At 27.3% G+C, this 14,659-nt stretch carries 10 protein-coding genes; 1 reads left to right on the top strand and 9 read right to left on the bottom strand.

Annotation, left to right across the window (positions count from 1 at the left end; translation table 4 throughout):
• Positions 1–27: 27 nt before the first annotated feature.
• The 7 genes from MFL_RS00050 to rnmV all read right to left on the bottom strand — a co-directional run bounded on the left by MFL_RS00050 (position 28) and on the right by rnmV (position 10,909).
• Entirely contained in the window at positions 28–762 is a 735-nt protein-coding gene (locus MFL_RS00050) for a transcriptional regulator (protein ID WP_011182907.1), read from the bottom strand.
• A 58-nt stretch (positions 763–820) separates the two neighbouring features.
• Positions 821–2,284 carry a glycoside hydrolase family 1 protein gene (locus MFL_RS00045; RefSeq protein WP_011182906.1) on the bottom strand — a complete coding sequence of 488 codons (1,464 nt, stop codon included), beginning with the start codon at positions 2,282–2,284 and terminating at the stop codon, positions 821–823.
• A gap of 13 nt (positions 2,285–2,297) precedes the next feature.
• Entirely contained in the window at positions 2,298–4,823 is a 2,526-nt protein-coding gene (locus tag MFL_RS00040; protein WP_011182905.1) for a glucose PTS transporter subunit IIA, read from the bottom strand.
• A gap of 123 nt (positions 4,824–4,946) precedes the next feature.
• Positions 4,947–7,424: a DNA gyrase subunit A gene (gene gyrA / locus MFL_RS00035; RefSeq protein WP_011182904.1), complete on the bottom strand. Its 2,478-nt coding sequence runs from the start codon at positions 7,422–7,424 to the stop codon at positions 4,947–4,949.
• A gap of 26 nt (positions 7,425–7,450) precedes the next feature.
• Complete coding sequence (gene gyrB, locus MFL_RS00030) at positions 7,451–9,358, bottom strand: DNA topoisomerase (ATP-hydrolyzing) subunit B (protein ID WP_011182903.1); 1,908 nt, start codon at positions 9,356–9,358, stop codon at positions 7,451–7,453.
• 218 nt (positions 9,359–9,576) lie between these two features.
• Positions 9,577–10,380 (bottom strand): 16S rRNA (adenine(1518)-N(6)/adenine(1519)-N(6))-dimethyltransferase RsmA, encoded by an 804-nt coding sequence (rsmA, locus tag MFL_RS00025; RefSeq protein WP_011182902.1) that lies wholly within the window; start codon positions 10,378–10,380, stop codon positions 9,577–9,579.
• A gap of 1 nt (position 10,381) precedes the next feature.
• A complete protein-coding gene (gene rnmV / locus MFL_RS00020) occupies positions 10,382–10,909 on the bottom strand; it encodes a ribonuclease M5 (protein ID WP_011182901.1) in 528 nt (175 codons plus the stop codon).
• A 68-nt stretch (positions 10,910–10,977) separates the two neighbouring features.
• Here rnmV and MFL_RS00015 point away from each other — a divergent pair, with 68 nt between their 5' ends.
• Positions 10,978–11,952 carry a rod shape-determining protein gene (locus MFL_RS00015; RefSeq protein ID WP_011182900.1) on the top strand — a complete coding sequence of 325 codons (975 nt, stop codon included), beginning with the start codon at positions 10,978–10,980 and terminating at the stop codon, positions 11,950–11,952.
• Positions 11,953–11,978: 26 nt separating this feature from the next.
• Here MFL_RS00015 and MFL_RS00010 read toward each other — a convergent pair whose 3' ends face one another.
• Together MFL_RS00010 and dnaA are read right to left on the bottom strand one after the other, a co-directional pair.
• A complete protein-coding gene (locus MFL_RS00010; protein WP_011182899.1) occupies positions 11,979–13,100 on the bottom strand; it encodes a DNA polymerase III subunit beta in 1,122 nt (373 codons plus the stop codon).
• A gap of 227 nt (positions 13,101–13,327) precedes the next feature.
• Complete coding sequence (dnaA, locus tag MFL_RS00005) at positions 13,328–14,659, bottom strand: chromosomal replication initiator protein DnaA (RefSeq protein ID WP_011182898.1); 1,332 nt, start codon at positions 14,657–14,659, stop codon at positions 13,328–13,330.

Below are 14,659 nucleotides of genomic sequence, written 5' to 3'. Positions count from 1 at the left end.
AAAATACTTCTAAAAATAGAAAGTAGTTTAAACTATTAATTTTAACAACTCTAATGTCAAGCATTGAAGAGCTATATTTCTATATAAAGAAAGAGAAAAATCATCACCAATATCAAAAGTTATAGCAAAATCGTTATTTTTTTCTACTCAATTACTTAGTTTTGAAGCAATTACAAAATTTGATGATTTTTGATTAGCCAAAATATACTGATAGTATTTCAGAAGGGTTTGGTTATCTTTTCCAGATACTAAGAATATGTTTATATCACCTGTTCTTAATTGATGATTAATTATTGATATTTGATTATGATTTATAAGAAAAACATCTTTATTTATTCCAAGAATTGTTTCATATAAAGACTCTGCACTGCTTTTTAAACAATAAGAATAATAAATATTAATTCTTTTAGAATTAATTATATTTTTTCCTAAATTTTCAATAAAATTTTTAGAATTAATTATTCATGATTCAATGGATTCAAATATATTAATTTTATCAATTGTTTTTTTCTTTTGAGCAATTACGTCATATTCATTTTTTAATGAAAATATAAGTTCACGAAAACCTTCATAACCTAAAGTTTTAGAGAATTTAGTTATTGTACTTGCAGATACAAAGCATTTATCACAAACGTCTTTTTGAGCTAAAAAATGACCTTTCATAGCATTTTCTAATAAAGTTTCAGCTATTAATTTATTAGTTAAATTGAAATCTTGTTCAGCTATTTCTTCAAGAAATCTAAAAGCCATTTTTTCTTTCATAAAAACCTCTATTCTTTTATAATTATAAAATAAAATAGTGCCCTTAAAGAGCACTATTTTAAATTTCTTTTGTTTTAATAAATTCTTTAAATCAATTAAATGATTTTTTGGGATATCTGTTACCAGTCCCGTTATGATAATCATCATAATCTACAAATATTAATCCATATCTTTTTGCCATTTCACAGGTGCTTGCAGATACAAGATCTATTGGAGTTCACATTGTATATCCAAAAACATCAACACCGTCTTTTAGGGCTAAATCTATTTGTTCAATATGTTTACTTAGATAGTCTATACGATAGTCATCATTAACTGCATTTTCTTCATTTAGTGTTTCTAAAACACCAATTCCATTTTCTGAAATAAATAAAGGAACTTCATATCTATCTCATAGCTGATTTAAAACATATCTTAATCCAATTGGATCAATTTGTCATCCTCAATCTGTTGCTTTCAAAAACGGATTTTTTCCAGCTGATGTTAAATTACCTTGAGTTTTTTCTTGATTTGGATCAGTTGAAACTGTGTTAGACATATAATAACTGAAGCTTATAAATTCAAGAGGATTTTCTTTTAAAAGTTTTAACTCATTTTCATCAAAAGTTATTTCTTTATTAGTCAATGTTTTTACGATATTTTTAAAGTAACCTGGATATTTTCCTTTGATCATTACATCGTAAAACATGAACTTAAGTATTTGTTCTCTCTTCATATTTGCAAGAACATTAACAGGGTTGCAATCTAGTGAATAAGTTGTCATATCTGCCATCATACAACCTAATTTAATATTTTTAAATTTTTTTGCATACTTTACTATTTCTGCTTGCGCAACAAATAGATTATGAAGACCTTTTATTGAAAGCTCTTTAGTTTCTGCTTCAGTTCTTTTGCTATCTGGCATAATACCTAAGCCTGCCTCTACAGCAAAAGCACCTATATTAATTTCATTAAAAGGAAGTCAATATTTAACTATATCTGCATACTCATCTAATATTGTTTTTGCATACTTTAAAAATAATTCTTTAACTTTTGGATCTAGCCATCCTTTTGGGTTTGACTTCATTAATTCAAAAGGATAATCAAAGTGACTCATTGTAACCATGATTTCCATATTATTTTTTTTACATTCTTCAAACACATCTCTGTAAAATTTAAGGCCATTTAAATTTGGTTTTTCATCGAATGCATTTGGGAATATTCTTGCCCAAGAAATAGACATTCTAAATATGTTCATTCCAGCTTCTTTGAATAAAGCAATATCTTCCTTATATCTATGATAAAAATCTATTCCAAATCTTTTTGGATAATGACCTTCGAACTTACCTTCTAAAGCATTTTTAAAAATTATATTTCTTTCATTATGTAATTTTGATAAATCACTTTTATCTTTTAGCTCTATAAAGGGCTGTATTTCTGGCAAAGTGAGTGACTTACCATCTATATTTCATGCACCCTCTATTTGAGCAGCAGATGTTGCTCCACCTCATAAAAATGATTTTGGGAAATTTAATTTTTTCATTTTTTAATTCTCTCTATAAAGCATAATTTAATAACAATGAATCAACATCTTTTGAGTATTCATTTTTATATTTTGATAAATCAACATTATTTTCTTTTTCAACTTTATCAACAATAGCATTAATAAGTTTTAGTTTTTGATTTTTAATTTCATTAATTCCATTAAAGTCTATTTTTGATTTTAATTCATTTTTTTCTCTTTCTAAATCTGATAGATCTAATTTTGAAAGAGAATCAATTTTTTCTTTCATTAATAAAGCTTTACTATTATTATTTGATTTAATTGCTTTTTTTCCTTCTTTATAACATTTTTCAATTTTTTCATCATTTTGAATATTTTTTTCATTTATTTTTGCAACTAATTTTAAATATTGTTGAATATTTTTTTCTTGTTCCTTAATAAATTTATTTTCTTCTTTTGTATAAGTTTGTGATATTTCATTAAGATTTTCTTTTAAGTTTTTTGCTAATTCTTTTTCAAAATCTTTTTCTTTAACAACATATTTAAACATTTTTCTTGTTGTTTTAGCAACTAAAGATTTTTCTTCAAATCTTTCTTTATAAATTAACATTGTTATACCAATTGCAGAACCAACTGATAATAGGCAACCAAAAATATAGAATAATCCGTTTTGTAATCCACCTAAAGTTGCCGTTCCTCCCATTGTAGGATCAGCAAAGAATCCAATAGCTTCAAATACACCTATTCCGGTTTGAGCTCTCATAGAAACACCCATTCAATTCATAAATGCTCCAGCAATAAATGCAGCCATTATACCCGCTATTAATGGTCTTTTTTTAGGAAGGTTTATTCCATAAAGTATTGGTTCTGTAATTCCTAAAAGTCCCATAGGAACCATTCCCCAAGCTTGATTTTTTAATACACTATCTCTTGTTATAATAGCAACTCCAATTAATGCCCCAACTTGAGCTCAAACTGAAACTGAACCACCAATTGCAAGGTATGATCAACCTCCGTTTGATAAATATTCAACTTGAGCAGCTATTCCTAATGGACCGTGTAATCCGAAAATAACACAAAGTTGTCACATTCCTACATAAATTCCTACACCAATACCTAATGGTGCACTAGTTACATAATACATAAGTGCACCAAATAAAGCTTCAAAAGTATATCAAACAGGTGCAAATAAGAAGAATCCAACAAGTGAACAAACCAAGAATAAAATAAATGGTCTAAACATTAAATCTAAAGCTGTTGGCATTCATTTTAACACTCATGTGTTAATTTTTGATGCAATTCAAATAACAGGCATAATAACAAATACTTTCGTCCCTAACGGCGCTATCTTAAATATTCTAGTTATATTATTAAATGGTATGTTGTTTGTATTTAATTCACCTAAATTAATTCAAAGTTTTTCCTCACCAATTCCATTTGGACCACCATATAAGAAAATAAGTGGAGATGAAAGAATAATACCAATTGTTATACCTAAAATTGGATTTAAACCGAAGTACTCACTAGCTGAATATGCAACAACTATACCTGCAAAGTATGTTGCGCTTCTAGCAATAATAAATAAGGCAACTCAACCTGCATTAAGATTAGGATCAAATAAAGATATTTGTCCTTCACCAGGTGTTCCTGATGTAACTATTGAAGGCATAATACCCCCAATAACCAACAAGGCCATTAAAGCTTGAATGATTCCACACCCAGTCATTACGGGAATTTGTCTAATTAAGGTTCCTCCAATTAATTGCATAAATTTACCAATAATTGATTTTTTTTCTTTATTGGCATCTTTAACAACAGATTCAACAAATTCATTTTGGGCAACAACTTCATCTTTTACTTTATAAACTTCTTGCCCTATAATTACCTGAAGTTCTGCCCCATTTCAAACAAGTTGTTTTACAAGACTAATTTTTTGAAGTTCTTCTTCATTTACTAATTCTTTGTTTTTTATTTGAAATCTAAGTCTTGTCATACAGTTATAAACATTTTTATAATTTTCTTTATTACCAACACATTTATTAATATCAAAAGCAATTTTTTGATATTTATTTTTTACATTAAAAAAATCTTCTAATGAATCAATTTTAATTTCTTGATCTTTATTCTCATTTAAAAATTCAATATTACAAATTAATTCACCTTGTTTATATGAACCTTCCCTTAAATTTTTTATTTTTACATTTTTATCAAATACGATTGGAGTTTCTGAAGAAATATTTTTGTTTTTCAAAATTTTTAAATCAACATCAAATATTTTTTCGCCCTTTTTAACCGTTTGGTTTGGTTGCAGACTTGTTGAAAATGGTTCACCATTTAAGTTTACTGTTTCAAGCCCACAATGTATTAAAATACCAACACCGCTAATGTCAAAACCATATGCGTGTTTTGTATCAAATACCATAATAGTTTTAGCTTCATCAAACGGCAAAGTAAAGTTACCTTTTTTCGGTTTAATAAGAAGCCCATCTCCTAATAGTTTTTGTGAAAAAGCTTTATCAGAACATTTATCAATAGTTAAAACTTCACAATCAACAGGAGCATATATTTTTATTTCCATATAACTATTTCCTTTCTGGAATATTTTCCCATAATATAAAGCTTTTTCTTTTAGCATCTTAAAATTATAAAGTATTTCGTTTTTATCGAAATACTTTATAAAAAAAAGAGGTTGCCCTCTTTTTTAATCTTCTTCGAATTCTTGGTTTTCTTCTCCATGTTTACGGTACTCAAGCATTACTGCTTGAATTTTATTACCTTCACTTAAACGAATACCTCTAACTCCCGCCGCAGCTCTTCCTAAAACAGGAATGTCTGATGCTTTAGTTTTAATTAAGTTTCCATCAGTTGAAATAATACATACTAAATCAGTTTCTCTAGCTGCAATAATTGATTTAAAGTCACCTGTTTTTTCATTTAGGTTCATTACTTTAATTCCTTTTCCATTACGGCCTGAAATTCTATATTCATCAATATTTGTTTTCTTGAAGCTTCCTTTTGATGAAATAGTTGTTATGTTTTCAATTCCAAATGAAGTAACTGCTCCAACCACAACATCATTTTCATCAAGTTTAATAGCTTTAACTCCTGATGCTGTTCTTGAAAGTGGTCTAACAATATTTTCTTGGATTCTAATAACTTTTCCTGATTTATTAGCAACAAAAATTGTATCTTCTCCAGTTGTTGCAAATACTGTTACTAATTGATCATCTTCTTTTAAGTTAATAGCAATCTTACCATTCTTGTTAATATTGTCGAATAATGAAATATCTGTTTTTTTAATCATTCCTTTTTCAGTAATGAAAGTTAAGTAATTCATTTTTTCTTTTACATTTCTTAATGGAAGAATAGCTGTAATTTTATCTCCAGCTGTTAATCCATTTAAGAAGTTAACAATTGGTAATCCACGTGCTGTACGTGAGTATTGTCTAATGTTATATGCTTTTGTTCTAAATACTTTTCCTGAATTAGTAAAGAATAATACTCAGTCACGCATTTTACCCATTGTAGCAATTACAATTGGGTCTTCATTAGATGAGTTAACACTAACTCCTCTACCACCACGTTTTTGAACTCTAAATTCTTCTGGATCAACACGACGGATATATCCTTCATCACTTAAAAGAATCATTGTTTTAACATCAGGAATTAATTCTTCATCTTCGATGTCCATTAATCCTTCATCAATTGTTTCAGTTCTTCTGTTATCACCGAATTTTTCAGCAATTTCAGATAATTGATTTTTAAGAACATTGTTTTGTTCTGTTTCATCAGAAATTAATAATGTTAAATAATCAATTCTTTCTTTGATTTGAGCCATTTCTTGTTGAATTTTTCCACGTTCTAATCCAACTAAACGTTGTAATCTCATATCTAAGATAGCTTTGTTTTGTTCTTCATCAAATCCAAACGCTTCTGTTAATTTCATTTTAGCTTCGTTTGACTCTGGTGAGTTTCTTAAAATATTAACAATAGCATCAATGTTATCTAATGCAGTATCTAAAGCCTCTAAGATGTGGAAACGTTTTTCAATTTTATCTTTTTCAAAAATTGAACGTTTAATAATTACATTGATTTGGAAATCAACATAATGTTTAATAATTGATTTTAAATCCAATAACACAGGAATGTTATTATGTAATGATAATAAGTTTAATGAATATGTTGTTTGTAAGTTAGTAAATTTATATAACTTAGATAAAACAACATCTGGATTTGAATCACGTCTTAATTCAATAACAATTCTGATACCTTCATAGTTAGATTCATCACGAATATCTGAGATACCTTCTAATTGTTTTGTTTTAACCAATTCAGCAATTCTTTCAATTAATTTAGCTTTATTAGTTTGGTATGGAATTTCAGTAATTATAAATCTTGCATGACGATCATTTTCTTCAAGAGCTACTTTAGCACGAATAGTTACAGCACCTCTACCAGTTTTATAACCTTCACGCATTCTGATTCCATTTGTCATTAACGCACCTGTTGGGAAATCTGGTCCCATAATGTGGTTATCTAAAATTTCATCAATTGTAATGTCTTTATTATCAATGAAAGCATGAATTGCACTAATTACTTCTCTTAAGTTGTGGGGTGGAATACTTGTTGCCATCCCAACAGCAATACCCATAGCTCCATTGGCTAATAAGTTAGGGAAGTATCCTGTTAAATAAGCAGGTTCTCTTTCACTAGCATCATAGTTATCAACAAAAGGAACGGTGTTCATATCAATATCTTTAATGATGAAGTTTGATACTTTAGCTAATCTAGCTTCGGTATAACGCATAGCAGCAGCTCCATCACCATCGATTGAACCAAAGTTACCATGTCCATCAACTAATGGGTAACGGTATGAAAAGTCTTGAGCCATTCTTACCATTGAATCATAAACAGCTGTATCACCATGGGGGTGGTACTTACCAATAACTTCCCCAACAATACGTGCTGATTTTTTGTGTGGTTTATCTGCAGTAATACCTAAGTCATTCATCGCATAAATAATACGACGGTGAACAGGTTTTAAACCATCTTTCAAGTCTGGAAGCGCACGACTAACAATAACAGACATTGAATATTCTAAAAAGTCTTTTCTAACCTCAGCAGCAATATCAATACCCTTGATAATACCGTGGTTATGTTCTAAGTTTTTTTCACTCATTTTAATTCACCTTTTCTATTCTTTGTCTAGAAGTCAATGTTTTCAACAAACTCTGCGTTTTCTTGAATATAATTTCTTCTTAGTTCTGGGTCTTCTCCCATTAAGTCTGAGAAAACTTCATTAGCGATTGCAGCATCTTCTAATTTAATTTGTAACATTGTACGTTTTTCAGGGTCCATTGTTGTTTCTCATAATTGGATTGGATCCATTTCTCCAAGTCCTTTGTAACGTTGAATTGTAAATCTTGAATCTTTAAAGTCACCTGCTTTTAATTCTTCAAGTTCAACATCACTATATGCATAAGCAACTTTTTTACCTGCTTCAATTTTATAAAGCGGTGGTTGTGCTATGTACACGTGACCATCAACAACTAATTGTTTCATGTATCTGTAAAAGAATGTTAATAATAAAGTACGAATATGAGCACCATCGACATCGGCATCAGTCATAATAACAATTTTTCCATATCTTAATTTTGATAAATCAATATCTTCTTTAATACCTGTACCAATTGCTGTAACAATTGATTTAATCTCATTATTTGCAAAAGCTCTAACTTCAGCAACACGCTCAACGTTCAATACTTTCCCTCTTAAAGGTAAGATAGCTTGGAATCTACGGTTACGTCCAGTTTTTGCTGAACCTCCGGCTGAATCCCCTTCGACTAAGTAAAGTTCAGCGATTTCTGGATCTTTACTTTCACAATCCGCTAATTTACCAGGAAGTGAGAATGTATCAAGAGCTGATTTTCTTCTAGTTTCTTCTCTAGCTCTTTGTGCAGCTATTCTAGCTTTTTGAGCATTTGCATTTTTATCAATAATTGCTTTTGCATCTTCTGGTGATTTTAATAAGAATTCTTCAAATGCATCACCAACTACAGCATCAACAGCTTTTTTAGCATCAGGGTTAGCTAATTTTGTTTTAGTTTGCCCTTCATATTGTGGATCAGTATGTCTAATTGAAACTATACATACCATTCCTTCTTTAATATCATCTCATGAGTATTTAGCAGCTGGTTTATTACCTGTTGCAACTTTTTCAGCATAACGATTAATAACTCTAACTAAAGATTGTCTTAAACCGTCTTCATGAGTTCCACCTTCATGAGTATTAATATTGTTAACAAATGTGATTAAGTTTTCTTGATATTCTGCGTTGTATTGTAATGCAACTTCAACTTCAATATCATCATGTTTATCATCAACATAGAAAATGCTTGGGTTAATTTTTACTTTTGTTTCATTTTTTTCTTTTACATAATCCAAGATACCATTTGGGAAGTGGTACTCTACATGTTTGTCAATTCTTAAATCGTTTAATTCAATTACTAAACCTTTATTTAAATATGAAAGTTGTTTAACTTTATTTCTAATTGTTTCATAATCAAATTCAGTTCCTTCTAAAAAGATTTCTGGATCTGGTTTAAATCTAACAATTGTTCCTGTTTCATTTGTTTCACCAATAATTTCAATTTCAGTTTGTTGAGTTCCCCCGCCACTAAATACTTGATGATGAATTTTACCTTCACGTTTAACTTGAACATCAACATATAATGATAAGGCATTAACAACTGAGGCACCAACCCCATGTAATCCTCCTGAAATTTTATATGAATCTGAGTCAAATTTTCCCCCAGCGTGTAACTGAGTAAAAACTAGTTCTAAAGCTGATTTCCCTGAGTCAGCTTGAATACCAACAGGAATACCACGTCCATTATCTTGAACAATGATTTCCCCTTCTTTAGTAATAGTTAAAATAATTTTGTTTGCAAACCCTGCCATTGCTTCATCGACTGAGTTATCCATGATTTCTCAAACTAAGTGGTGTAGACCTGCTTTAGAAGTTGATCCAATATACATACCTGGACGTTTTCTAACAGCTTCTAAACCCTTAAGAACTTTAATCGATTCAGCACCATAATTTTGTTCTGCCATATAATTTGTTCACCCGTTTCTTTCTAAGTTTCCTTAATATATATTATATATTAATTAAGCCATTTTTACTATAAAAACAGGCAATGGAGTTAAAACCCATAAAAAGTACTGATTTTTAATAAAATGCTTAAAAAATGCCCTTAAATTGCTTTATTTCAAGTTTTTAGCACAAATAAAAATTAAAAAAGTAGCAAGAAGCCACTTTTAATTACAAAATATTATCTAGTTTTGTTGTAAATTCTAATAAAGTCTTCTAAACCAACTACTTCAGGTCTTAATGATTTATCAATATTAAGATTATCAAGGATTTCATTAGCTTTTGTTTTGTCATTAGTTACATTTGATAAATTATTCAATATTGTTTTTCTTCTGTTATTAAATATTTTTCTTAAAAATGTTAAGAATTTATCTTTGTCTTTAATTTGTTCAGTGTATTTATTGTTGAATGTTAATGATATTATTGCAGAATCCACTTTCGGTACTGGGTAGAACATATGTTTAGGAACTGTAAACTCATATTTTTTATCTGCATAAAATTCACAAGCAACTGAAAGATTATTGTAATTATTTTCGCCTTTATATGAACACACTCTAATAGCAACTTCTTTTTGCATCATAAAAACAGCTTTTGTTAACTTATCACTTACATTTAATGTTCTAAAAAGTATTTCACTTGTTATATAGTAAGGCATGTTAGAAATTATTGAAACTTTTTGATTTTCATGTTGTCTTTTTTCTTTTATTAATTTTTCAAAATCAACTAATAACACATCTGAAAGAAATAATTCGAAATTGTCATTTGTTATTTCTTTTTTTAAAATAGGCTCCATGTCAGTATCAATTTCTATTGCTACTACTTTGTTATATTTTTGTGCAAGTAATTTAGTTAGTGCTCCTGTTCCTGGACCAATTTCTATAATTAGTTGATCTTTATCATTACCTAATATTGAAACTATCTTATTAATTAAATTTTGATCACTAATAAAGTTTTGACCAAATTTTTTCTTTGCTTCAACTTTCATTCTACTCACCTATTATTTTTTCTATATCTTTAACTTTTAAATTCATTCAATTTAATCATTTGAATAAACTCTTTGAACTCATATCTTCACTCAAATTAAAATGATTAGCAATTATAATTCTGTTTGCTTTTATGTAAAAATCATTTTTAACATATTCATCTCAAGAAATTGAAATATTTTTTTTATTATATGTAATTAAATTATCTAAAGCTTTTTTAATAGCTTCTTCACTTGCTTCAGCTAAACCTATTTTTTTAGAATTTTTATCAATATCTTGCTTTGAAACAAATGCATTAAAAACATCAACATCTAAAAATTCAATTATTGTTTCTCTAATTTTTTTACCTGGTCCGTCTGGATCTGTAAAAATTATAATTTTATTTTTTTTACTTAATTCTTTTATGGAATTTAATTTTTTATCATCAATTCCTAGTCCATTTGTTTCGAATGTTATTAAATTTTCGCCATAAATTTTCTTTAATTTTTGTGAATCTGATTTACCTTCAACAATAATTATTTCATTTGCCATTAATTCACCTATATCTAACATTAAGTTTATTATATACTATAATTAATGTGAGAAAAGTGAGGAATATTATGAGTGATAAAAAAATAGGAATAGTTTTTGGTGAAGAATTTACAAGAATAATTTCATCTGAGAAAGGCAAAATTTACGATGACTTTAGTTTAGTTTGTTGAAACGTTTTAACAACTGAAATTGTTTTATATGGTCGTGATGTTAAAAATACTATTGGTAGACTAGATGATCCTTTAAAAGTTGTTAATATTCTTGATAAGTACATTATTCAAGATTTAGAAATTTTTAAACAATATGTAACAATTCTTGTTGAAAGATTTAAAGACGAATTTGACGGAGCTAAAATTGTTATATCTTGTCCTAACTCAGATAATGACTTCATTCAAGAATTCTTCCAAAATTTATTTAGCGAGAATACAAACTTTGCTTCAATTTCTTTTTCTCCAAGAATAATACTTTCTGCTTTAGGTGCTAATGCAGATATTAAAGATGAATATGGAGTATTAATTTTAGATATTAATCAAGCTTACGCTAAAGTTGCTTTAATTGTTGAAGGTAAAATAATTAAAGAAAAAGAAACAATTTATGCTGAGAAATTTTTAGATGATTCTTTAAATCAATTTATTAAAGAAGAATATTCTATTTCTGTTGATAGTGATATGATTGAAAAAATTAAATGATCACTTGGAACAATTATTAAATTAAGAGATGAATTAGAATTAAGTATCGTAGGTAAAGATATTATTACTAACGAAAGAAGAAGTGTTGTTTGCGTTAGTGAAGAATTTAAAAAGATTTTCATTAAATCTTTTACAAACTACAAAAGCTTAATAACATCTGTTTTAGAAAATTCTTCAGCATTAGTTAGAAGTGGTGTTGTTAAAAATGGATTATATGTTACTGGTGAATTAGCTGGTATAAGTGGTGTTAAAGATTTCTTTGAAGATTTCTTTAACTTCCCAGTTACTATTTCAAAAAAACGTGGATATTCAGATATTGAAGGTTCTTTAAAGTTTAATAATACAAAAAAATAAAATCAGGAAATTTCCTGATTTTTTTATTATGCATAAGTTGGTAAAACTACTTGTTTCAAATCTCTTTTTTGTGCTCCTGTTATTAATACAGGTTTATTTTGAGAATTAAAAGTTAAATGAATTAGTTGATCATCAAAACTTCTTATAGCTTCAATTAAATATTTTGTATTAAAGTTAATATTTAAATTACTTGAACCTTCATATTTATATTCTGTAAATTTTTCTTCATATTTAACTGTTTCAGCAATTGTTGTTTTTAATATAATTCCACTTTGTTGAATTTCTAAATTAACAACTGAAGTAATGTTTTGATCGTTTGTTAATTCAAATCTACTTAAAACTTTTAATAATGTTTTAGCTTTTAATTCTAATTTTATTTCATGTGTTGTAGGGAATGCTGAATGAACATTTGGATATCTTCCATCAATTAAAGTAGATTGTAATAAATCATTATCTAATTTAAATGTTGCATTAGTATCATGTATTATAATTTTAAATTCTTTAACGTTTTCTATTAAGTTTCTTAATTCTATTAAAGTTTTGTATGGAATAATAATATCTACTTCCTGATTAGTTGCTTCATTTAAAATGATTTCTTTTAAACTAACTCTAAATAAGTCAGTTGTAACAAATGATATTTTGTTATCTTTTATTTTTAAATTCATTCCAGCTAAAACAACTTTTTGGTTTCATTCATTAATTGAACTAATAGTTTGAGTAAGTGTGCTTTTAAATTCTTGAGAATCAATAGATAATTCTAAACCATTTTCAACAAAACCAATTAATGGGAATTCTTCTACATTTAATATAGAAACTTTTAAATTTGATTTTTCTGTTATTATTTCTAATTCATTTTCAGCAAATGTAGAAAGTGTTACAAACTCACTGTCTAACTTTCTAAGTAATTCTAAAATAAATTTAGGTTTAACTAATATACGTCCTGGTTGTTCTATGATTAAATCTGAGTTTTCATTATTTAATTCAGCTTTAAAAGATGTAGACGTGTTTGATGAAACTATAACAAGTTTATCAAAACTAACTTCCATATAAACCCCTTGTAATGCTGGGTTAACATTTTTAAGTTCAATTAATTTACTTGCCTTTGTTAATTCATTTAATAGAACTGATTTATTTATACTTAATCTCATATAACACCTCTTATTTACAATATATATTATCTCATATTTATAAAATAAAAACAAAAGAAATACGCATGCTTTTATATATTATATTATTCTTTATATAAGTAATATTTATAATGCAGTTGATATGTGGAAAACACTCATAAAACAACGGTAAATAAAGGTTTAAATGACTTTTTATTCAACAAGTTTAATTTCTTTTCCACACAAAAAAAATAGATGCGAATTTACATCTATTTTCCTATTATTTCGTTTTTTAAAGACTCAACTATTTTTTTGAATTCTTTTTCTTTATATATTAATTTTTCAATACGCGAAATAGCACTTAAAACTGTACTATGATCTCTTCCACCAAATTCTGCACCAATTTGAGTTGATGTATGGTTTAAAATTATTTTTGCAAAATACATAGAAAGATGTCTAGCATTTTTTATAGCAGTTGTTCTTGCTTTACCATCGATGGCTTTTATAGTAACATCATATTTTTTAGCAACAACTTCTTTAATTTTTTTAACATTTAATAATCCTAAATTAGCTGAAGGTGTATCTTTAAATAAGTCAATAACATCTTCCAAATCAATTATGTGACCTAAATCGTTTTGAATACCAAAGAAAAGTAATCTATTAACTAAACCTTTAATTTTTCTAACATCATCGCTAAAGTTTTGAGCTAAGTAAACAACGGCATCTTCTTTAATTTTTTGTTTTAAACCTTGTTTTTTAATTTCAGCTTCAATTATCAATTTGGCAGTTGGAATATCTAAAGCATTAATAGGTGTTGATAAACCTGAATTAAATCTAGTTATCATTCTTTTATCAAAACCATTTAACAATTCAGGAGTTTTATCACTAGAAAAAACTAATTGTTTACCATTTTCAGTAAAATTGTTAATAATGTTAAAGAAAAACTCGTTTGTTTTATCTTTTTTACTTAAAAATTGAACATCATCTAAAATAAAGAATTCATTAGAATTTATCTCAGTTTTTAATTCTTCTATTTCACTTAAATCACCTTTGTTTAAAGCATTAACAATTCTTTTTGTAAATTCTTCAGATGTTAAATATAAAACTTTTTTTCCATTTAATTCTGCTTGATTTTTAATAGCTTGTAATAAATGTGTTTTACCCAGTCCTGAATCTCCATAAATAAATAAAGGATTAAAACTCATACCAGGGTTTGCAACAACATTTTTAGCAGCTAAATTAGCTTGTTTATTACTTGACCCAACTATAAAATTCTCAAAAGTAAGTGCATTTTCAGATAAAACAGTATTTATGGGTTCTTTTTTATTCTCTTTTTTTGTATTTTTCTCAAAAATTTCTTTAGTTAAAAAATCAACAGACACATAACTGTTTAAAACTGATTTAAATTCGTACACAAATACTTCTTTAAATTCATTTAAAATAGTTACACCAAGATTAGATCTAACAAGGATTACGAACTCTGTATTTGAAATTTTAATTAATTCTGAAGTAACAATATATTCTTCAATAATGTCTTGATCTATTAATTTTTCCTTCTTTAACTTATTAATTAATTTTTCTCAAAGTGCTTTTGTTTCCAT

It is taken from the genome of Mesoplasma florum L1, assembly GCF_000008305.1.
In the GTDB taxonomy this organism is placed as follows: Bacteria; Bacillota_I; Bacilli_A; order Mycoplasmatales; family Mycoplasmataceae; genus Mesoplasma; species Mesoplasma florum.
This window is presented reverse-complemented; position numbering and strand designations above follow the sequence as displayed.